The sequence below is a fragment of the Bradyrhizobium sp. IC3195 genome (assembly GCF_020193585.1).
GTDB lineage: Bacteria > Pseudomonadota > Alphaproteobacteria > Rhizobiales > Xanthobacteraceae > Bradyrhizobium > Bradyrhizobium yuanmingense.
Genome location: NZ_JADYVG010000002.1, coordinates 398,486 through 417,835 on the forward strand (window position 1 = coordinate 398,486; position 19,350 = coordinate 417,835).

Consider the following 19,350-nt stretch of genomic DNA (forward strand, 5'->3'; position numbering starts at 1 on the left):
CGATGTCCTTTGCTGTCGGACTTGCCGCCGTCGCCGTGTTCGCCCTGCTGGCGCCTGCCCTGCAATTCATGGCCCGCGCACGCGCTTGGCCGCTCGGACCCGTGACCCTGCTGGCGATTGCCACGGTTGTCTCGCACGGTCTCGGGGTGATGCTCGGAATTCTCTTCGTCCCGCAGCTTCAGTACTGGGACGCCGCATCGATTTTCGGATTTTGCGTCATGGCTTACGTGTTCGCCTTTGGCGCCGTGTATAAATCGGTTTCGCTGGGCATCCTGCTCAGCCTCGTCGATCGCCCCGATCGCAGGGCACCGCTATCGGAGATCGCTGACGGGCAGGTTCCAGATCTGTTCCGCGGACGAATTGGGAACTTGGTCGATGGCGGCCTGGTGGAACGGTCCGATTCGCACTTCGTGGCGACGCCGGCGGGCCGGAATATGGCAGGCCACGTCGGACGGCTGCGCCGCGCCTTCGGCATTGGCGACACCAGCCTCTATGATTTTTCCGACTAGTTGCGCGGAACACACACATCATAGGTTTCGCGCCGGTCTTGTGGGCATACCGGCGAGCCGCATTGTTCGCCCGGTTCAGATGACCTAGACTTGCATGGGGTCACCGGGACAGAGTGGCCCCGCCAACGGGCGCATACAATGACACCTTCCAGGGCGGCAAAAAGGCTTACGATCGTCATTCCTGCACTGAACGAGCAGGACAAGATCGCCGACACGATCGACGGCGTGCTGCCGCTCGCCCGCGACCTGCTCGACGATTTCGAGATCTTCCTGATCGACGACGGCAGCACCGATGCCACCGGCGCGATCATGGACGAGTTCGCAGCCGGCGAGCCGCGCATCATCGTGCATCACAATGCCGAACCGCGGGGTGTCGGTGCCGGCTTCGAATATGCGCTGTCGCGCGCGAAATTCGATGCCATCACGCTTATCCCCGGCGATCACGCCTTCCAGAACGAGGGTGTTGCCCGGATGTTCAAAGCGGCGGGCGCCGCCGACCTCGTCATCACCTATCGCGACAACCAGTCGGACCGCTCCGTCAACCGCTCGCTGCAGTCGCATTCGTTGCGGTTCATCCTGAACTGCCTGTTCGGCTTCTGGCTGTCCGACTATCACAGCATGATCGTCTATCCCGTGAAATGGCTGCGCCAGATCGCGGTCAAGGCCGACGGCTACGGCTACCAGATCTGTGCGCTGATCTCCCTGCTCCAGCTCGGCCTCACCTACGTCCAGGTTCCGGTGAGCCTGAACGCGGAGCTGAAGGGCTCGTCGCGCGCGCTGCGGCTGCGCACCTATCTCGAGCTCGGCGGGACCATCCTTTCCCTGCTGCGCCGCGTTCCCATCCGGAACGTCAACCTCAGGCAGATTCCCGCCGACGCGGAACGGACCCCGGCGCGCTAGGCCTCGCCGGACCACGACACGGCACCTCCAGCACAGCGGCTGCGAGAGCACGGGCGCGCGCGGGACGCCCTCCCGCCGCAATCTAGTCTAAGTGATTGATTTGGCTGGCAGGAGTGGCAGGGCTCGAACCTGCGACCCCCGGTTTTGGAGACCGGTGCTCTACCAATTGAGCTACACTCCTACGAACCCGCGTCGCCGCGGATCAGGGGCGCTTTCAAGCACAGAGAGCGGCCGGTTTGCAAGGGTGAACCGCGCCGGCTTCGCTTGTTTGTGCCGGGGGTTCTGGGCCACAGTCCATCGGCCATAACGAAAAACAATCGGGAGTGCCCATGACCGCTACAGCGACCGCCACTGCCGCCCCGCAGGCCGCAAACGCGCCCCACACCCCAGCTTTGCCGGAAGCGCGCCCAGAGACGCTCGGGCTGTCGCGGTCGCGGCTCCAGGCCATGTCGGACGCCTTCAAGCGCGAAATCGACAAGGGAACCGTTCCCGGGGTCACCGTGCTGGTGGCGAGGCGCGGCCAAATCGGCTGGTTCGAGGCGCTCGGCAAGCAGAGCCCGGCAGGCGCGGCGCCGATGGCGCGCGATTCGATCTTCCGCATCTTCTCGATGACCAAGCCGATCGTCTCGGTCGGCATCATGGCGCTGGTCGAGGACGGACAGCTCCTGCTCAGCGATGCCGTCGCAAAGTTCATCCCGGAGTTCGCGAGCCAGCAGGTCGGCGTCGTCAACGACGGCCGGTTGGAGCTGGTACCGCCGGCGCGGCCCATGACCGTGCAGGACCTGCTCCGCCACACCTCCGGCCTCACCTACGAGCACCAGGGCGACGGCCCCGTGCACAAGCTCTACCAGGAGTCCCGCGTCCGCAGCCGCAAGATCACCAACGCCGAACATGCCGCGCTGGTGGCGAGCTTCCCGCTGGTCTGCCAGCCCGGCGCGGAGTTCAACTACAGCCGCTCCACTGATATTTTGGGCCGCATCATCGAACTCGTCAGCGGCAAATCGCTCGGCGCGTTCCTTACCGAGCGCGTGCTTGCGCCGCTCCAGATGGCCGAAACCGGCTTCTCGACAAGCCAGGCCAATGCCAGCCGCCTTGCCGAGCCGTTCGCGGCCGACCCGTGGACCGGCGACAAGGTCGCCCTGTTCAACATGCTCGAGCAGCCCGTGATGGAGTCCGGCGGCGGCGGCCTGGTCTCTACCACGATGGACTACGCCCGCTTCTGCCTCATGCTGCGCAATGGCGGCACGCTCGACGGCAACAGGATCATCGGCCGCAAGACCCTGGAGCTGATGGCCTCCGATCACCTCGGGCCAGGCGTGCCGACCAACGGCACGCTGCTATCGCCGGGCCATGGCTTCGGCCTCGGCTTTGCCGTGCGCCGCGAGGCCGGCATCGCGCCCTTCCCCGGCAGCGTCGGCCAGTATTTCTGGAGCGGCATTGCCGGCACGTTCTTCTGGATCGATCCGAAGGAGGATCTGTTCGCAGTGTTCATGAGCCAGGGGCCGGGACAGCGCGACCACACGCGGACCCTGGTGCGAGATCTGGTTTACGCGGCGGTGGAGTGAGGCCCTGCGCTTACGCGCGACGCCGTATCATCATCCGCACTGTCATGCCCCGCGAAGGCGGGGCATCCAGTACGCCGCGGCGGTCATTCGTTCACACAACTGCGGCTGCGGAGTACTGGATCGTCCGCCTTCGCGGGCGATGACCGCTGTGTATGGGTGGACTACGTGCCCTTTCCTTTCCGACAAACGCATCAACTGATCGTCGCGCCGCCGTCGATCACCATGGTCTGGCCGGTCATGAAGTCGCCGGCCTTCGAGCCCAGGAACACCGCCGCGCCGGCGATCTCGTCGGGGATGCCGATGCGCAACAGCGGCGAGCGCGAGGTCGAGGCTTTCAGGTTCTCCGGATTGTCCCACAGCGCCTTGGCGAAATCGGTCTTGATCAGGCCCGGCGCGATGCAGTTCACGCGAATGTTGTGCTGGCCGTATTCGCAGGCGAGATTGCGCGCGAGCTGCATGTCGGCGGCTTTCGAGATGGCGTAAGCGCCGAGGATGGTCGAGCCCTTGAGGCCGCCGATCGAGGAGACGATGATGATCGATCCGTCCTTGCGCTCGATCATCTGCGGCACCACCATCGAGATCAGCCAATTGTTGGCGACGATGTTGTTGTCGAGGATCTTCCTGAACTGATCGTCGGAGATGCCGGCGAGCGGGCCGTAATACGGATTCGATGCGGCGTTGCAGACCAGCACGTCGATCTTGCCGAAGGCGCGGTTGCTCTCGTCGACGAGGTTCTGCAGATTCTCTTTCGAGGAGATGTTGGCGGCGACCGCGACCGCGGTGCCCTTGCCGAATCTGTCGTTGATGCCTTTCGCCACCTGCTCGCACACGTCGGCCTTGCGCGAGGAGATCACCACCTTGGCGCCGTGCTCGGCCATGCGCTCGGCGATCGCGAGCCCGATGCCGCGCGTCGAGCCCGTGATGACGGCGACTTTCCCCTTCATGTCGAACAAGGTCATGTTTCTCTCCCAGATTTGATTTTCGTATTCAGTATCAGGCCAGCTTCTTGACTTCCGGTCCCGCCGGCTGATGCATCGCCGCGTGCGCTGGATCGGCGATCCAGGGCTGCTGATTGACCATCGGCAGCCGCCAGACCGTGCGATCGGGACTCGCAAAATAATCCAGCCGCGTCACCGAGCAATTGTCGATGTCGAACGACAGCCCGCGTTCCGGCTGCCCGCCGAGCGCGAACCCCACTGCCGCCCTGATAGTGCCGCCATGCGCGACTGCGATGATGTCCTTCCCGGCCGCCTCGGCGTTGATCCGCTCGATGGTGCGGCGCGTGCGGTTGTACAGGTCCATGAAGCTTTCACCGCCGGGCGCGGGCTCGTTGATGTCGGCGAACCAGCTCGCACCGACGGGGCGGCTGGCAATGAACTGGGCGCGGTTCATGCCCTGCCAGCGGCCGAGGTTCTGCTCGGCGAGATCCGCCTCCCATTTCAGCGCTGCCGGCCTTGGAAAACCCGCAGCCCAGATCGCCTCGGCGGTCTGATGGGTGCGCATCAGATTGCTCGAATACCAGACCGCCTGGCGTGGCAGCACCTTGGCAACAGCGTTGAACACGTAGGTATCGCTGGTATCGCAGGCGATGTCGCTCTGCCCGTAGATGTTGCCGCCGTCGTTGCGCACCGGCGCGTGACGGACCCACCACCACCGCGTGATGACCACGTTCGGCTTGTCTGCACCTGCCATCGAAACCCTTCCATCCCGTCTATTGTCGCTGTACGTGAGTAGTGAACGCGTCTCAAGACACTTTGCCGTTTGAAATCTTGTTTGAAATTCCGTCGCGCGGCAAGCGTCGTGCACGAGCAAAAGGGAGAAACGCATGGGTCGCCTGCAAGGCAAATCCGTCATCATCACCGGCGCCGGCAGCGGCATCGGCCGCGCGGCTGCGCTGCTGTTCACCAAGGAGGGCGGCAAGTTGATCGCGGTCGATCGCACCGAGGCGGTGAAGGAGACGGTCGAGGAGATCAAGAAGGCCGGCGGCGTCGCGGAAGCGATGGTTGCGGATGCCGGCTCCGAACAAGACGTCATCGCTGTGATCGACAAGGCGGTGAAGACGCACGGCCGGCTCGACGTGATCTGGGCCAATGCCGGCGTCTCCGGCGGACTCGTTCCGCTCGCCGAGCAGACCGTCGAGCATTGGCAGGAAATCCTGCGCGTCAACCTGATCGGGCCGTTCCTCGCGGTGAAGTACGCAATGCCGCACATGGTTAAGCAGCAGTCCGGCGCGATCGTGCTGACCGCCTCTGTCGCCGGCCTCAAGGCCGGCGCGAGCGGGCATCCCTATGCCGCGAGCAAGGCCGGCGTGATCAGCCTGGTGCAGACCACGGCGTATTCGCTCACCGGCACCGGCGTGCGCATCAATGCGGTCTGCCCCGGCCTGATCGAAACAGGCATGACCAAGCCGATCTTCGACCGCGCCAAGGAGCGCGGCACCCAAGACAAGATCGGCCAGCTCAACCCGCTCAAGCGGCCGGGACAGCCGCACGAGCTCGCGGCGATGGGACTGTTCCTGGCGAGCGACGAGGCTTCGTATGTGAACGGCCAGGCGTTCCCGGTCGACGGCGGCTTGACGGCATCAATGCCGTATACGGGCAAGCCGGTTTAGTTCGCAGGTCGTGTCCCGGACGCGACGCAGCGCGCAAGCGGTGCGGCGCAGAGCCGGGACCCAGCAGGCTACGTCGCTCGCTGCTGCACGGGCCCCGGCTCTGCAGCGCATCGTCGAACCGGACGATGCTTCGCATCGCCGGGGAGACGCTGCGCAGCGTCCGGGCCACGAGACGTGAGTTTCAGGTACACAGCTGCCTCAACCCGTCATTGCGAGCGCAGCGAAGCAATCCAGAATCCCTCCGCGGAAAGACTATGGATTGCTTCGCTGCGCTCGCAATGACGGTCGTGTGGTGGGCAGCATCCGGGCTGCGGGGCTGTGTTGATTTGCTCGACCGGGGCTCACGTTGGTATGGTTCCTGCAGGCAACTCAGCCTCCATTCCCTGACAAGACCGAGACAATGCCAAGCTCAAGACCCGACCGTATCCGAAAACTCCTCGCCGACCTCGTCTCGTTCGACACCGTCAGCGACCGCACTAACCTGCCCCTGATTGCCCATATCGAGAGCTATCTCGCCGCGTTCGGGATCAAGGGCGAGCGCATCGTCGACGAGACCGGCGAGAAGGCTTCGCTCTGGGTCACGATCGGACCGGAGGATCGGCCGGGCTTCGTGCTGTCGGGCCATACCGATGTGGTGCCTGTCGTGGGCCAGGACTGGAGCCATGATCCGTTCAAGCTGGTGGAGCGTGACGGCAAGCTGTACGGCCGCGGCACCACGGACATGAAGGGCTATGTGGCGGTGTGCCTCGCCATGGTGCCGGAGATGGTGGAGGCGAGACTCAAGACGCCGATTCATCTGGCGATCTCCTATGACGAGGAGATCGGCTGCGTCGGCGTGCGGCCGATGCTGCACGAGGTCGCGAAGAAGAGGGTCCGGCCGCTCGGCGCATTCATCGGCGAGCCCACCCAGATGCAGGTCATCATCGGCCACAAGGGCAAGCACGGCGTGCGCGCCACATTCCACGGGCTTGCACGTCATTCCTCGATCGCGCCCGACGGCGTCAATGCGATCGAATATGCCGCCGAGCTGATCGTCGAGATCCGCCGCCGCGCAGTGGCGCTGGCGGCCGTGCGGTTGACGGACAGCCTCTACGACGTCCCGCATTCGACGCTGCTCACCAGCATCGTGCACGGCGGCGCAGCGCTGAACATCGTGCCTGATACCTGCACCGTGGATTTCGAATGCCGCGGCATCGGGATCACCGAGTCCAAGGAGGTGACCGATGCGATCGTCGCCTGGGCCAAGGCCGAGATTGAGCCGGCGATGAAGGCGAGACATCCCGATTGCGGCATCGATTTCGAGGAGATCCTCGACTATCCCGCGCTCGACACCGCCGCCGACGCCGCCATCGTCACGCTGGCCAAGAGCCTCGCAGGACGCAACGACCACGCCAAGGTCGCGTTCGGCACCGAGGCGAGCTTGTTCGCCGACATCGCCGACATTCCCTCCGTGGTGATCGGCCCGGGCTCGATCGCACAAGCGCATACGCCCGATGAGTTCGTGGAGATGGCGGAGCTGGAGAAATGCGCGGGCTTCGTGGAAAGCCTCATCGCGCATTGTGCGAAGGGGTAGCTCGTCGTCATTGCAAGGAGCGAAGCGACGAAGCAATCCAGACTGTCACCACAGAGAGGTTCTGGATTGCTTCGCTGCGCTCGCAATGACGGGCGTGTAGGAACCTCCTGCCCGGATATCGCTGTACTCATCCGCTGCGGGCTCACCGCTCCTGCAGGGCCAGCCGCACGCCGACAGCGCAGTAGATGGTCCCGACCACTTTGCCCTGCCACTTCACCACCGCCGGATGGCGGCGCAGTAGGTTGCCGAGACGACCGGCGCCGACGGCGAACACGACAGTGCTGACGAGACCGAGCAGCACGAAGACAACACCGAGAATGGCAAGCTGAAGTGCAGGCGCGCCGTGCTCCGGCTTCACGAATTGCGGCAGGAACGCCAGGAAGAACAGTGCGGTCTTGGGATTGAGCACCTCGGTCAGCACGGCCTCGCGAAAGGCACGGCCCGCGCCGATCGGAGGGGCACCGCCGTTCAGCGCGATCGGCGCCTTGTCCAGCATGGCCCGAATGCCGAGATAGATCAGGAAGCCAGCGCCGGCATATTTGACGATGCTGAACAGCAGCGCCGAGGTCGCGATGATCGCCGAGAGTCCGACAATCGCCATCCCCGTATGTACCAGGTCTCCAGCGGCGATTCCCGCACCCGTGGCGATGCCGACCTTCGTTCCCGAGCTTGCCGCCCGCGCCATCGTGAGCAGCGTCGCTGGTCCCGGGATGAAGACGAAACCGAGCACGATGAGGACGTAGGTGATGAGGGTAGTGTGGTCGATCATGCGCGGGTCTCCCGGGGCGGATTGGGCAAAGGGATACAAGGACTCGGTCGCTGCGAAAGGCACTTGCGCGGTGTGAATTGCGAGTCTTGGATTCCGCCTCCTCGTCATTGCGAGCGCAGCGAAGCAATCCAGGGGGCCACCGCGGAAAGAATCTGGATTGCTTCGCTGCGCTCGCAATGACGGCGCGTGTGGAGCAGCGCCTTACCAAAACAAAAAAGGGCGCGGCCATCAGCCGCGCCTTTGTTCTTCCTACACCGCCCCCGCCTTCTGCGCGTATTCCCAGGAAGCCTTCGACAGCGGCACGGTGCGCTTGGCGGATTCGAGCGCCTTGGCGTTGGCGGCAGTGCCGTCGCGGACGCGGCCGGCGATGCCCTGGGTGATGCCGGCGAGACGGAACAAATTGTAGGCGAAGTACCAGTTGAGATCGGGCACCGTCATCTCTGTGACGTTGCAATAGATCTGCGCGGCCTCTTCGAGGCTCGGGATATTGAGCGCCTTGAGGTCGGCACCGTCGAGGCCCGGCATGATCCATTGCATCAAGAGATAGGTGAAATCGGCCATGGGATCGCCGAGCGTCGACAGCTCCCAGTCCAGCACCGCCTGCACGCGCGGTTCCGTCGCGTGGAAAATCATGTTGTCGAGGCGATAGTCGCCATGGACGATGGAGACGCGCGCCTGCTCGGGCACCGTTTTCGGCAGCCATTCGGCGACCTTCTCGAATTCGGGAATGTGCTGGGTCTCGGAGGCCCGATATTGCTTGGTCCAGCGATCGATCTGGCGGGCAAAGTAGTTGCCAGGCTTGCCGAAGTCGCCGAGCCCGATGGTAACAGGGTCGAACATATGCAGCTTGGCCAGCGTCTCGATCTTGCTGGTGAAGATCTTGCGCCGCGCTTCCGGCTCCTGGCTCGGCAGCGTCGGATCCCAGAACACGCGCCCCTCCTCCATCGACATGATGTAGAAGGCCGCGCCGATGACGCCGTCGTCCTGGCACAGCGCATAGGCGCGCGCGACCGGAAAGCCCTGCTTGCCAAGCGCCGCGATGACGCGGTATTCGCGGTCGACTGCATGCGCCGAGGGCAGCAGCTTGCCGAACGGCTTGCGGCGCATCACGTAGGAGCGGTTCGGTGTGTTGAGGCGATAGGTCGGGTTGGACTGCCCGCCCTTGAACTGCAGCACCACAAGCGGGCCTTCGAAGCCTTCGACGTGCTCGCGCATCCAGGCCTCGAGCCGCATCTCGTCGAAGCGATGCCGCTCCTCGACCGGCTTGGTGCCCGAAAACTCCTCGTCTTTCCTGACGCCGTCAGCCACGGTCACGCTCCCTCTTCAGTCCGAACATGATCCTAATCGGTAACCGCTAACGCACTTGCGTCAAGCGGTTACCGCAATTGGATCATGTCCCGTCGTTTCTTCAAGTCGGGAGCGCCGCAGGGCTCCCCCGCTTAGTGATTGGGAGAGTTTGCATACTTCCGAAGTTCGAGCCTGGCAATGGCGCGGTTGTGCACCTCGTCCGGGCCGTCGGCGAGGCGGAGCGTGCGGATGTGCGCATAGTCCTTGGCAAGGCCGGCTTCGTCCGAGACGCCGGCGCCACCGAAGGCCTGGATCGCCTCGTCGATGATCTTCAGCGCCATGTTGGGCGCGGCGACCTTGATCATGGCGATCTCGGCCTGCGCGGTCTTGTTGCCGACCTTGTCCATCATGTCGGCGGCCTTGAGACACAGAAGTCGCGTCATCTCGATGTTGGTGCGCGCCTCGCCGATGCGCTGCTCCCACACGCTGTGCTCGACGATTTTCTTGCCGAACGCGGTGCGCGAGGCGAGCCGCTTCACCATCTTCTCCAGCGCCTCCTCGGCCTTGCCGATGGTTCGCATGCAGTGATGGATACGGCCCGGGCCGAGGCGGCCCTGCGCGATCTCGAAGCCGCGGCCTTCGCCGAGCAGGATGTTCTCCTTCGGCACGCGCACGTTCTCGAGCAGCACCTGGGCATGGCCGTGCGGGGCGTCGTCGAAGCCGAACACCGGCAGCATCTTCTCGACCTTGATGCCGGGCGTGTCGAGCGGAACCAGGATCTGCGACTGCTGCTGGTGCTTGGCCGCCTTGAAATCGGTCTTGCCCATCAGGATCGCGATCTTGCAGCGGGGATCGCCGACGCCGGACGACCACCATTTGCGGCCGTTGATGACGTAATGGTCGCCGTCGCGCTCGATGCGGGTCTCGATGTTGGTGGCGTCGGACGAGGCCACCGCCGGCTCCGTCATCAGGAAGGCGGAGCGGATCTCACCGTCCATCAGCGCCCGCAGCCATTTCCGCTTCTGCTCCTTGGTGCCGTAGCGGATGAACACTTCCATGTTGCCGGTGTCGGGCGCGGAACAATTGAACACTTCCGAGGCCCAGGTGATGCGGCCCATTTCTTCCGACAAAAGCGCGTATTCGAGATTGGTCAGTCCCGCGCCGCGGAATTCATCGTCCTCATGCTCGGACGGCGGCATGAACATGTTCCAGAGGCCTTCGGCCTTCGCCTTCTTCTTGAGGTCCTCGAGAACAGGGATCACCTTCCAGCGGTCGCCGCTCTTGTCCTGCTGATCGTAGATCGGCACCGCCGGGCGCACGTGCTTGGCCATGAAGGACCGCACGCGGTCGAGCCATTCCTTTTGCTTGGGCGACATATCGAAGTCCATGCGACGCTCCTCTCTCTCACTGGTCCTTTTGCGCCGGACTGTCCTCCCGCTTTGCGCGGCCCGCAAGCGCGAATGCGCGTCCTTGCGGACCTGTCGAAACCCGGCTGCAGTTGCGAACGAGTCCCGATTGCGGATTGACTCTTCCCGACCTTCAAACGATAGTTTCATACAACTGTTTGAATTGCAACTCCCCTCCCCGAGGGCATCCATGGCCAGCGATCATACGAGGTCTGCCATTCTCGCCGCCGCCGAGCGGCTCTATGCCGATCGCGGCTTCGGCGACGTGACGCTGCGCGACATCGTCGCGGAGGCGGGCGTCAACCTCGCCGCGGTGAACTATCATTTCGGCTCAAAGGACGAGCTGATCGCGGAACTATTCGTCACACGCTCGATCGCCACCAACCGCGAGCGCCTGCACGAGTTGAAGGCGGCGGAGGAGCAAGGCGGCGGCCGCGCGCCGATCGAGGTCATCCTGCGCGCGTTGGTCGGGCCGACCTTGCGCGGCTGCCTGGGGCCGGAGAACCAACGCTCGACCGCGGCGCGCTTCATGATCCGCGCCTCGATCGAATCCGTGCCGCCGATCCGGCGCATCAAAAACCGCGAGATCGACCATTTGCGCAAATTCGTCGGCGCGATGCGGCGGTCCCTGCCCGACCGCAGTGACGTCGATATCTATTGGGGCCTCAACTTCGCGCTCGCCATGGCGCATCACACCATCCGTGAGAGCGAGCGGCTGACCAAGCTTTCGGAGGGCAAATGCGACCTCGACGACGTCGAGGATGTGGTCACGCGCGTCGTCAGCGTGGCGACGATGGCGCTGACGGCGGGACGGATGGAGCCGAAGGTCTCTTCAAAGGTGGCGGCGCGTTAGCGCGGATGGGCGTTGACGGTACGGAGCTGGAAGCTGCATTCGCGGTGCGCTCCCTCGCCCCGTTCTTACGGGGCCGCGACGAGCTTTGCTCGCGCTGAGAGGGGTTGGGGTGAGGGGCCTCTCTCCACACGTGCGGTCTTCGGGGAGACCTGTACCCCCTCACCCGGATCGCACCGGACGATGCTTTCGCATCGCCGAGGCGATCCGACCTCTCCCCGCAAGCGGGGAGAGGTGAAGTCAGCGCCATTCACCTCACAACAGGCGATGCAGTCGATCTGGTCGAAGAATGATTGGTGGGCGGGACTACGCCCGCTGCGGCATCTCCTCGGCCTCTTCCTTGGCGAGCAGCAGCAGCATCTCGATGCCCATTTCGCCTTCCTGCGGCGAGCGGATGAACTTGATCTCGTCGGCGCTCTGCCGCAGCGCGGCAATGATGGCGACGGCCTGATTGGCGGTGGCCGCCTCGGTCGCCAGAATGGCTTTCTGGTCCTTGGCCTGGAACCCGATCGTGTAGGACATTCACTTCCCTCCCCGAACTCAAGTGGAGAGATCGAATCAGAGTCGGAGGCAAAGCGGAAGCCTGTGCGACTACGGACCGGGATTACTTGGGGATTGCGGGCAAGCTTCACGCAAGCCCCGGCATGGCGCGCGCGTCCACGGCTGTCACAATATAGTCGCGCTGCGCATGAATCCCGGCCTCTTGGCCCCAGGCGCGGAACAGAGCGTCAGATAATCCCCTGCTGCTTCAGCTGCTCGATCTTGCCGGCATCATAGCCGAGCTTGCCGCCGAGGACCTCCTGGGTGTGCTCGCCCAGAAGCGGCGGGGCGCGGTAGTCCTTGATCGGTGTCTCCGAGAGCGTCAGCGCGTTGCGGACCAGCGACAGATCGGGCTCGAAGGGATGGTTGACCTTCACGCGCATGCCGCGCGACTGGACGTGCGGGTCGGAGAACACCTGCTCGAAATTGTTGATCGGCCCTGAGGGCACCCCCGCCTCCTCCAGCTTCTCCAGCCAGTAGGCTACCTTTTGCTTCAGGAACAGGCCGGCGAAGATCGCCATGATCTCCTTGCCGTGCACGACGCGGTCGTTGTTCTTGACGAAGCGCGGATCGCTTGCGAGCTCGGGCGCGCCGAGCACGGCGCAGGTGCGCTGAAACTGGCCGTCATTGCCGACCACGACCATCAGCTCGCCGTCGGTGCAGCGGAACACGCCGGCCGGCATGCCGCCATTGCCCCAGGTGCCGCGGCGCGGCGGGATCTTGCCGTTGACGAGATAGATTTGCAGCCAGTGCGACAGCGATGCGATCACCGTATCGAATAGGCAGACGTCGATGTGCTGTCCCTGCCCGCCCCTGGCGTCGCGATGGTAGAGCGCCGAGAGAATGCCGATCGAGGCGTTCATGCCGGTCATGTAGTCGACGATCGACGGGCCGACCTTCATCGGGCCCTCGCCCGGCTCGCCGTCGATATGGCCGGTGACGCTCATCAGGCCGCCCATCGCCTGCAGGATGGCGTCGTAGCCGGCGCGCGGCGCATAGGGGCCGGTCTGGCCGAAGCCGGTCACCGAGCAATAGATGATGCGGGGATTGATCGCCTTGATGGTCTCGTAGTCGAGACCGTAGCGCTTGAGATCGCCGACCTTGTAGTTCTCCATGAAGACGTCGGCGTCCTTGGCAAGCTCGCGGACGATCGCCTGCCCTTCGGGCTTGGCGATGTTGACGGTGACCGACTTCTTGTTGCGGTTGGCACAGAGGTAGAACGAATTGTTGTTGTTGGCCTTGCCCTCCGGGTCGGCGAGGTAAGGCGGACCGAAAGCGCGCGCGTCGTCGCCGGTGCCCGGCCGCTCGATCTTGATCACCTCCGCGCCGAGATCGCCCAGCATCTGGGCCGACAGCGGCCCGGCCAGCACGCGGGTGAGGTCAAGGATCTTGATGCCTGAGAGCGGCAGGGCCGACATGTCGATTTCCTCCGGGGAACTAACCTTGGCGCGGCGGCGGGATCGCGAGGCTGCGCTCCCTGCCGATACCACCATTTTCGCACGCTGAGCACTGCACTGGCGGCATACGGCTATCTCCTGCCGGGCCGAAGGTGATCGCCGTCCGCAAACTTTCCGCGCCGCGAATATTGCGTGATCGGCTCAGGTCACGACCGCCGGCTGTCGCGGCCGGCGGCGAGCGAGCAGAACGAGGATCAGCACCGTCGCGCAGGAGAACACCAGCGTGAGACCGAGCGCAGCACGGCTGCCGAACTCCGTCAGCAGGCCCGCGAGCAGCGGCGGTGAGATCGCGGAGGCGAGGTTGAGCGGCAGCGAGATCATCGACATCGCCTTGGCGAACTCGGCCTGGTCATAGAACACCAGCGGGATGGTCGCCCGCGCCACCGCCATTGCGCCGCTGCCGGCGCCATAGAGCAGGATGAAGACCGCGACCGCCCACGTGGCGCCCTCGCTCGACATCAGCAGCAGCATGGCTACCGGCAATGCGCTGCCCGCGACGAGCCCGGTCGTGATGCCGTCCCATCGTCCGCCGCCGAGAAAATCCAGCCCGCGGGCGCTGACCTGGATCACGCCCAGCATCGAGCCGAATACCAGCGCCTGAGCCGGCGCCAGCCCCTCCGCCCGCAACAGCTCGATCAGGATCGCACTGACGCCGAAATTGACGAAGGCGTTCAGCGTGATCGCGGCGACGACGAGGCCGAACGTGCTCCGTGCAATCGCGGGCGGCGGCGACCGCTTCGCCGGCGCGGTGCCCTCGTCCTGTGCGATCTTTCGGCGCGGCGCGCCGAACGCATAGAGCGGGAGGCTGACGAGGAGCATCATCGCGGCGTAGACCAGGCACGTCCCCCGCCAGCCGAGGTGACCGCTCAGGAACGAGGTCGTCGGCCAGAAGATGCTGCTGGACAGGCCCGTCACCAGCATCAGCGCGCCGATCGCGTTCTTGGCCTGCCGCCCCGCGATCTCGTTCAGCATGATATAGGCGCCGGTCGACAGCGTGGCGCTGCCGGAGATGCCGAGGACGATCCACGCGGCGAAATAGAGCATCGGCTCGCGCGCCAGCGACAGCAGCACGAAGCCTGGCGCCGTGACGATCGTGCCGACCATCATTACCGTACGCGCGCCATGCCGCGCAAACGACTTGGCGAGCAACGGACCGCACAGCCCCATCGAGACGTAGAGAACGGACGTGCCGGCGAACACCGCCGGCAGGCTCATGCCGAGATCGGCGGCGAGATCGCGCCCGACGATGGCGGGAAGCCCGATCGTGCCCCATCCGACCAGCTGCGTGGTGGCGAGCATCAGCAGGACCCCGATGAGCCTGCCGTCATATTTCAAGAACTGCATTCCAAACGTCGCCTGCCCGGCAGGCGCAGATTGCGCCTGTAGCACCTGTCTACTCGGAGAAACGGCGCGCGGGAACGCCGGCCGCCGAATGGCAGGCGGCAGCCGGCAGCATGTGAGGACGAGGAAGTCGCCCTACCCTGCCATGGCGAGCAGCGATCGCGCCTCAGTCGCGGTCGCAACGCGCCGGCCGTGGCGCGCGACCGCCTCGCAGGCCAAGGTCACGAGCTCGGCGTTGCTGGCAGCAAGGCGCGTCTTGTCGATGCGGATATTGTCCTCGAGCCCGGTGCGGACCGCGTCCGCCCCTCGGGCGAGCGCCCACCCCATGACCTCGGCCTGATGGCGGCCGATTCCGGCTGCGGTCCAGGTTGCCTTCGGGATCAGCCGCCTGAGCTCGCCCAGGAGAATGTCGAGCACATGCTCGTCCGCCGGCATCGCGTTCTTGACGCCCATGACGAACTGCACGTGCGGACGCGCGTCGATGAGGCCCGCATCGATCAGGCGGCGGGCGCCATGCAGATGCGACAGATCGAAGATCTCGATTTCCGGCCGGATGCCGTTCGTCTTCATGCTAGTGGCGAGCGTCTCGACCAGCGCGGCGCTGTTCTCGTAGACGATGGTCGGAAAGTTCACCGATCCCGTGGAGAGCGAGGCCATGTCGGGCTTGAGGTAGAGCGCCGATCCGCGGGCCGAGGGATCACGGCCACGCCCGCCGGTCGAGAACTGGACGATCATATCAGGACAATGCTTTTTGATCCCCTCCTGCACCTGGGCAAAACGCTCGGGATCGGAGGACGGCGTCTCGTCGTCGTTGCGGACGTGGATATGCGCAAGCGTGGCGCCCGCCTCGAAGGCCTGGTGCGTCGATTCGATCTGCTCCGAGGGCAGGATCGGCACCGCCGGATTGTCCTTCTTGCGCGGAACGGAGCCGGTGATGGCGACGGCAATGACAGCGGGGTTCATCCAGCGACCTCATGATCTTTGCGCTCGCGCGCATAACGTTCGGCCAGTCTTGCTACAAGTGAAACCCTGTCGCCGCAACATTCGTCGATCGCAGCGACAGGGCCTTTTCGTCCGAATCAGGTCGGAAGTGCGGTCGCCCGGCCTGCTGTAGCCGTGCGGCTGGCGGCGGCGCGCGCGATGACCTCGAGGCGACTACCTCGATTCAAAGGCCGCTACGGAAATGACGGAGGAGTGCCGCCCGCCGCGGGCGATTGATCGTCTGGCCGGTTGGCCGCAGCGGAGCCCCTCACGCGGTGTGGCCGGGATCCACGTGCTTCGGCGTCTTCTTCTCGCGCTGCGGCGTCATCTTGGCCGGATCGGGCGCGCCCGGCACGCCGCGCGGGCCGAGCTGGTCGCGCTGGATGTCGTCCTCGGAGCGGGTTGGCTCGACGCCGTTGGGCTCACGGGGCTTGGTCATCGCGTCTTCCTTCTCAAGCGTTGTCCCGGACGCCGAGCGCGTTGCCTCCCGCCTCGCGGCCGGGCACGCTGACCTGAACTTCATGTCCCTCACGCAGCGCGAGGGATGCGGCGGCGACTGCGGACTCGAACGCGGCTTCCTTGGTGGCGTAGGTGTTCTTGACGTCGCCGTCATGCAGCACGCCCCATTCGTCCCGCACCGGCACGATGGCATATTGCGCAAGGCCCATTGTCCAAACTCCTGGCTCTAGATTTCAGAAAAAAGGTCTGCACGACAACGCGCCTGCGCGCTTAACGTTGCGTCAGCTGCGGATGGGTCGCGCTCACTCGCCAGACCGTGTTGCCGCTGTCGTCCGCAACCAGAAGCGCGCCGGTCTTGTCGATGGCAACACCAACGGGGCGGCCGCGCGCCTTATTGTCGCTGTTAAGGAACCCGGTGACGACGTCCTGCGGCGGGCCGCTCGGTCTGCCGTCCGTGAACGGCACGAACACGACCTTGTAGCCGCTCAGCACCTGCCTGTTCCAACTGCCGTGCTCGCCAACGAAGGCGCCGCCGCGATAGGCGGCCGGCAGGCTGGTGCCGGTGTTGAAGGCGAGCCCGAGCGGGGCGACATGCGAGCTCAGCGCGTAGTCAGGCACGATCGCCCTGGCGACGAGATCCGGCCGCTCCGGCTTGACGCGGGGATCGACGTGCTGGCCGAAATAGCTGTAGGGCCAGCCGTAGAAGCCGCCGTCCTTCACCGAGGTCATGTAATCGGGCACGAGATCAGGACCGAGCTCGTCGCGCTCGTTGACCACCGCCCAGAGTGCACCGGTCTGCGGCTCGAAGCTGAGGCCGTTGGGATTGCGCAGGCCGCTTGCGAACACGCGCCAGCGGCCGCTGGCGCGATCGACCTCGAGGATGGCGGCGCGATTGTGCTCGGCCTCCATGCCCCTCTCGGCAGCGTTGCTGTTAGAGCCGACGCCGGCGTAAAGCTTCGAGCCGTCGGGACTGGCGACCAGGCTCTTGGTCCAGTGATGGTTGATCGGACCGCCCGGCAGCGGCGTCAGCACCGTGCCCGGCGCGGTGATCTTCGTGTCCCCTTCGGTGTAGGGATATCTGACGATGGCGTCGGTGTTGGCGACATAGAGATCGTTGCCGACCAGCGCGACGCCGAACGGCGAGTTGAGATGGTCGAGGAAGACGCTTTGCGTCTCCGGCACGCCATCCCCGTTGCTGTCGCGCAGCAGCGTGATGCGGTTGCTCGCGCCGCTGTCGCCGCCGGAGGTCGCCCAGGACTGGATGACGCCCATCACGAGTTCCTTGGGCCGCTTGATCGGAGCGCCTTTCGGCGCCTTGGATTCCACCACCAGCACGTCGCCATTGGGGAGAACGTAGAGCGAGCGCGGGTGCTGCAGGCCGGTGGCGAAGGCCTTGGCCTGCAGGCCCTGCGCGACCGTCGGCGTCTCGTCCTTCCTCCAGCCGACGATGCGGGCAATGTGGACCGGCGGCAGCAGATATTGCTGGATTTCGGGAAGTGCCGGATTGGCGCCGACCTGCGCGTTGGGATCGCCGCTGCCGTCATTGCAGCCGGCCAGCCCCAGCAGCGACGCGCACAACAGCGCGCGGATCATCGCAGATATCATCGTGCAACTCCCACGCCGTGGCGATAGACAAGAGCCCAGCCGAGCCACCCCGTGATCGGCAGGATCAGCACTGTGAGCGCGGACAAGGCGAGCCCGCTCGGCCACACCGAAGTCCAGCCATCCCGCATGTGGATCATCAGATTGACCATCGAAAGGATCAGCACCACGACATTGCCGATCAGATGCGGCCAGGCCGGCGCCTGGGCCCGCACCAGCCGATTGCCGAGGAAGTCGATCAGGCCCGCGATCGCCGCCAGCACGCCGAAGACGATTCCGGCGAGCAGCAGCCAGGCCGAAAAATTCGCCCACATGATCTCGGCACTGGCGACATAGGCGATGTCGGTCAGCAGCGCCCCGACGAAACACGTGATCGGGATCGGCACCAGCATCGGATGAATCGGATGACCCGCGATCTGCGCGGTGGAACGCACGCGCACGTCGTCTTGCACGGTTGGCCTCGTGACTTTCACCCTTGCCCCCACGGCGAACTCCTGCTCATGACGAAGGTTCCTCCGCGTGCTGCACCGCGCCTGGAGCGAGGCTGCACCGCGCAAGGGGAACTGAATGGGACATCCGGAAGTCTTGACTGGATCAGCCTTTCGGAGACCGCAGCGTGGATCAGTCTGGCGACGGCGCCTCATTCAACCCAGCATCCAAGCTCGACGGCGTGTCGCGGCGCCAGACCAGGCAGATCGAATCCCAGAGCAGGCCAAGCGCCGCGCTGATCCATGAGACGATCCGCGCCGAAGGCGAGCAGGAGCTGGAGCGGCGATGGTGGGCCATCGTGCTGTCCGGTTTTGCCGCCGGCCTTTCGATAAGCCTGTCGCTGATCGTTCAGGGCGAGTTGCATGCGCTGATCTCGGATGAGGCGACCCGCCGCCTGGTTGCTCCGCTCGGCTACACCGTCGGCTTCCTGGTCGTCGTGCTGGGACGACAACAGCTCTTCACCGAGAACACGCTGACACCGATCCTGCCGCTGTTGCACAACAGGGATCTCGGCACCTTGGCAAGCGTGCTCAAACTCTGGATCCTGGTTCTCGCCTCGAATATCGCAGGGACCTGGGCGGCCGCCTCCGTGCTCGCTCGCACCAGCATCTTCGAACCTCGCATCGTGGACGCCTTCATCGATCTCAGCCGGCCGACGATCGAGGGGACGTTCTCGAGCACCTTCGTCAGGGCCATCTTCGCCGGCTGGCTGATCGCCTCGATGGCCTGGCTTCTTCCGGCTGCCAAAGGCTCGCGCGCACACATCATCGTAGTGATGACCTATGTGGTCGGACTCGGCCAGTTCTTGCACATCGTCGCGGGTTCGATCGAGTGCGCCTTTCTGGTGCAGAGCGGCCTGGCCTCGTTCAGCCAATATGCCTCCGACTTCTTCATACCCACGCTACTCGGCAATATTATCGGCGGAACGACCCTGGTTGCGCTGCTGAACTACGGACAGGTCGCCGCCGAAATCGATAACCACAGGGGATAGAGCCTGCACGAAGCGGCTGC

At 64.9% G+C, this 19,350-nt stretch carries 20 protein-coding genes and 1 tRNA gene; 7 read left to right on the forward strand and 14 right to left on the reverse strand.

All coding sequences use genetic code 11. From position 1 onward, the window contains the following. Window positions 1-2 precede the first annotated feature (2 nt). Window positions 3-509: a hypothetical protein gene (locus I6F09_RS05560; RefSeq protein ID WP_225187633.1), complete on the forward strand. Its 507-nt coding sequence runs from the start codon at window positions 3-5 to the stop codon at window positions 507-509. A 138-nt stretch (window positions 510-647) separates the two neighbouring features. Further along, a complete protein-coding gene (locus I6F09_RS05565; protein WP_036010911.1) occupies window positions 648-1,409 on the forward strand; it encodes a glycosyltransferase family 2 protein in 762 nt (253 codons plus the stop codon). Window positions 1,410-1,514: 105 nt separating this feature from the next. On the opposite strand, the gene I6F09_RS05570 is transcribed toward I6F09_RS05565, so the two are convergent. Next, window positions 1,515-1,590 (reverse strand) — tRNA-Trp (locus I6F09_RS05570). A 148-nt stretch (window positions 1,591-1,738) separates the two neighbouring features. Here I6F09_RS05570 and I6F09_RS05575 point away from each other — a divergent pair. Beyond that, window positions 1,739-2,974 (forward strand): serine hydrolase domain-containing protein, encoded by a 1,236-nt coding sequence (locus I6F09_RS05575; protein WP_225187634.1) that lies wholly within the window; start codon window positions 1,739-1,741, stop codon window positions 2,972-2,974. A 191-nt stretch (window positions 2,975-3,165) separates the two neighbouring features. On the opposite strand, the gene I6F09_RS05580 is transcribed toward I6F09_RS05575, so the two are convergent. Then, on the reverse strand, window positions 3,166-3,933 hold the full coding sequence (locus I6F09_RS05580) for an SDR family oxidoreductase (RefSeq protein ID WP_036010906.1): 768 nt from the start codon (window positions 3,931-3,933) through the stop codon (window positions 3,166-3,168). A gap of 34 nt (window positions 3,934-3,967) precedes the next feature. After that, entirely contained in the window at window positions 3,968-4,666 is a 699-nt protein-coding gene (locus I6F09_RS05585; protein ID WP_057029612.1) for a histidine phosphatase family protein, read from the reverse strand. A 133-nt stretch (window positions 4,667-4,799) separates the two neighbouring features. Between I6F09_RS05585 and I6F09_RS05590 the strand changes: the two genes are divergently transcribed. Both I6F09_RS05590 and argE read left to right on the forward strand, forming a co-directional pair. Continuing rightward, on the forward strand, window positions 4,800-5,585 hold the full coding sequence (locus I6F09_RS05590; protein WP_109143341.1) for an SDR family oxidoreductase: 786 nt from the start codon (window positions 4,800-4,802) through the stop codon (window positions 5,583-5,585). A gap of 400 nt (window positions 5,586-5,985) precedes the next feature. Beyond that, the gene (gene argE / locus I6F09_RS05595; RefSeq protein ID WP_225187635.1) at window positions 5,986-7,158 is read left to right on the forward strand and encodes an acetylornithine deacetylase; all 1,173 of its coding nucleotides are present in this window, start codon (window positions 5,986-5,988) and stop codon (window positions 7,156-7,158) included. Between the two features lie 142 nt (window positions 7,159-7,300). On the opposite strand, the gene I6F09_RS05600 is transcribed toward argE, so the two are convergent. From I6F09_RS05600 to I6F09_RS05610, 3 genes are all read right to left on the reverse strand, one after another. Continuing rightward, entirely contained in the window at window positions 7,301-7,927 is a 627-nt protein-coding gene (locus I6F09_RS05600; protein WP_057029609.1) for a LysE family translocator, read from the reverse strand. A gap of 249 nt (window positions 7,928-8,176) precedes the next feature. Then, window positions 8,177-9,235, reverse strand: coding sequence for a phosphotransferase family protein (locus I6F09_RS05605; protein ID WP_036010960.1), 1,059 nt, complete (start codon window positions 9,233-9,235; stop codon window positions 8,177-8,179). Between the two features lie 131 nt (window positions 9,236-9,366). Beyond that, window positions 9,367-10,602 carry an acyl-CoA dehydrogenase family protein gene (locus tag I6F09_RS05610; protein WP_225187636.1) on the reverse strand — a complete coding sequence of 412 codons (1,236 nt, stop codon included), beginning with the start codon at window positions 10,600-10,602 and terminating at the stop codon, window positions 9,367-9,369. Between the two features lie 208 nt (window positions 10,603-10,810). Here I6F09_RS05610 and I6F09_RS05615 point away from each other — a divergent pair, with 208 nt between their 5' ends. Beyond that, window positions 10,811-11,473 carry a TetR/AcrR family transcriptional regulator gene (locus I6F09_RS05615; protein ID WP_036027671.1) on the forward strand — a complete coding sequence of 221 codons (663 nt, stop codon included), beginning with the start codon at window positions 10,811-10,813 and terminating at the stop codon, window positions 11,471-11,473. Between the two features lie 303 nt (window positions 11,474-11,776). Here the strand turns inward: I6F09_RS05615 and I6F09_RS05620 are convergent, their stop codons facing one another. The 8 genes from I6F09_RS05620 to I6F09_RS05655 form a co-directional block, all read right to left on the reverse strand. Further along, window positions 11,777-11,992, reverse strand: coding sequence for a hypothetical protein (locus I6F09_RS05620; protein WP_036010888.1), 216 nt, complete (start codon window positions 11,990-11,992; stop codon window positions 11,777-11,779). Window positions 11,993-12,198: 206 nt separating this feature from the next. Next, complete coding sequence (locus I6F09_RS05625) at window positions 12,199-13,428, reverse strand: CaiB/BaiF CoA-transferase family protein (RefSeq protein WP_225187637.1); 1,230 nt, start codon at window positions 13,426-13,428, stop codon at window positions 12,199-12,201. Between the two features lie 180 nt (window positions 13,429-13,608). After that, the gene (locus I6F09_RS05630) at window positions 13,609-14,811 is read right to left on the reverse strand and encodes an MFS transporter (RefSeq protein ID WP_225132619.1); all 1,203 of its coding nucleotides are present in this window, start codon (window positions 14,809-14,811) and stop codon (window positions 13,609-13,611) included. 132 nt (window positions 14,812-14,943) lie between these two features. Further along, complete coding sequence (locus I6F09_RS05635; protein ID WP_036027676.1) at window positions 14,944-15,771, reverse strand: 3-keto-5-aminohexanoate cleavage protein; 828 nt, start codon at window positions 15,769-15,771, stop codon at window positions 14,944-14,946. A gap of 286 nt (window positions 15,772-16,057) precedes the next feature. Continuing rightward, the gene (locus I6F09_RS05640) at window positions 16,058-16,228 is read right to left on the reverse strand and encodes a hypothetical protein (RefSeq protein ID WP_225124870.1); all 171 of its coding nucleotides are present in this window, start codon (window positions 16,226-16,228) and stop codon (window positions 16,058-16,060) included. 13 nt (window positions 16,229-16,241) lie between these two features. Next, window positions 16,242-16,457 carry a hypothetical protein gene (locus tag I6F09_RS05645; RefSeq protein WP_036010879.1) on the reverse strand — a complete coding sequence of 72 codons (216 nt, stop codon included), beginning with the start codon at window positions 16,455-16,457 and terminating at the stop codon, window positions 16,242-16,244. Between the two features lie 61 nt (window positions 16,458-16,518). Beyond that, a complete protein-coding gene (locus I6F09_RS05650) occupies window positions 16,519-17,853 on the reverse strand; it encodes a sorbosone dehydrogenase family protein (protein ID WP_225187638.1) in 1,335 nt (444 codons plus the stop codon). Beyond that, window positions 17,850-18,302 (reverse strand): DUF2231 domain-containing protein, encoded by a 453-nt coding sequence (locus tag I6F09_RS05655; protein ID WP_225187639.1) that lies wholly within the window; start codon window positions 18,300-18,302, stop codon window positions 17,850-17,852. Before I6F09_RS05655 ends, I6F09_RS05650 begins: the two co-directional genes overlap by 4 nt. A 164-nt stretch (window positions 18,303-18,466) precedes the next feature. On the opposite strand from I6F09_RS05655, the gene I6F09_RS05660 reads away from it, so the two are divergent. Continuing rightward, on the forward strand, window positions 18,467-19,330 hold the full coding sequence (locus tag I6F09_RS05660) for a formate/nitrite transporter family protein (protein WP_225187640.1): 864 nt from the start codon (window positions 18,467-18,469) through the stop codon (window positions 19,328-19,330). The last annotated feature ends 20 nt before the right edge of the window (window positions 19,331-19,350 follow it).

What these genes read in the sequence shown, in the direction of transcription:
- I6F09_RS05585 (WP_057029612.1), bottom strand. Translation starts at nt 4,666, where the DNA reads ATGGCAGGTGCAGACAAGCCGAACGTGGTCATCACGCGGTGGTGGTGG.
- I6F09_RS05590 (WP_109143341.1), top strand. Translation starts at nt 4,800, where the DNA reads ATGGGTCGCCTGCAAGGCAAATCCGTCATCATCACCGGCGCCGGCAGC.
- I6F09_RS05635 (WP_036027676.1), bottom strand. Translation starts at nt 15,771, where the DNA reads ATGAACCCCGCTGTCATTGCCGTCGCCATCACCGGCTCCGTTCCGCGC.
- I6F09_RS05560 (WP_225187633.1), top strand. Translation starts at nt 3, where the DNA reads ATGTCCTTTGCTGTCGGACTTGCCGCCGTCGCCGTGTTCGCCCTGCTG.
- I6F09_RS05600 (WP_057029609.1), bottom strand. Translation starts at nt 7,927, where the DNA reads ATGATCGACCACACTACCCTCATCACCTACGTCCTCATCGTGCTCGGT.
- I6F09_RS05640 (WP_225124870.1), bottom strand. Translation starts at nt 16,228, where the DNA reads ATGACCAAGCCCCGTGAGCCCAACGGCGTCGAGCCAACCCGCTCCGAG.
- I6F09_RS05620 (WP_036010888.1), bottom strand. Translation starts at nt 11,992, where the DNA reads ATGTCCTACACGATCGGGTTCCAGGCCAAGGACCAGAAAGCCATTCTG.
- I6F09_RS05645 (WP_036010879.1), bottom strand. Translation starts at nt 16,457, where the DNA reads ATGGGCCTTGCGCAATATGCCATCGTGCCGGTGCGGGACGAATGGGGC.
- I6F09_RS05575 (WP_225187634.1), top strand. Translation starts at nt 1,739, where the DNA reads ATGACCGCTACAGCGACCGCCACTGCCGCCCCGCAGGCCGCAAACGCG.
- I6F09_RS05625 (WP_225187637.1), bottom strand. Translation starts at nt 13,428, where the DNA reads ATGTCGGCCCTGCCGCTCTCAGGCATCAAGATCCTTGACCTCACCCGC.
- I6F09_RS05580 (WP_036010906.1), bottom strand. Translation starts at nt 3,933, where the DNA reads ATGACCTTGTTCGACATGAAGGGGAAAGTCGCCGTCATCACGGGCTCG.
- I6F09_RS05650 (WP_225187638.1), bottom strand. Translation starts at nt 17,853, where the DNA reads ATGATATCTGCGATGATCCGCGCGCTGTTGTGCGCGTCGCTGCTGGGG.
- I6F09_RS05565 (WP_036010911.1), top strand. Translation starts at nt 648, where the DNA reads ATGACACCTTCCAGGGCGGCAAAAAGGCTTACGATCGTCATTCCTGCA.
- argE (WP_225187635.1), top strand. Translation starts at nt 5,986, where the DNA reads ATGCCAAGCTCAAGACCCGACCGTATCCGAAAACTCCTCGCCGACCTC.
- I6F09_RS05630 (WP_225132619.1), bottom strand. Translation starts at nt 14,811, where the DNA reads ATGCAGTTCTTGAAATATGACGGCAGGCTCATCGGGGTCCTGCTGATG.
- I6F09_RS05615 (WP_036027671.1), top strand. Translation starts at nt 10,811, where the DNA reads ATGGCCAGCGATCATACGAGGTCTGCCATTCTCGCCGCCGCCGAGCGG.
- I6F09_RS05610 (WP_225187636.1), bottom strand. Translation starts at nt 10,602, where the DNA reads ATGGACTTCGATATGTCGCCCAAGCAAAAGGAATGGCTCGACCGCGTG.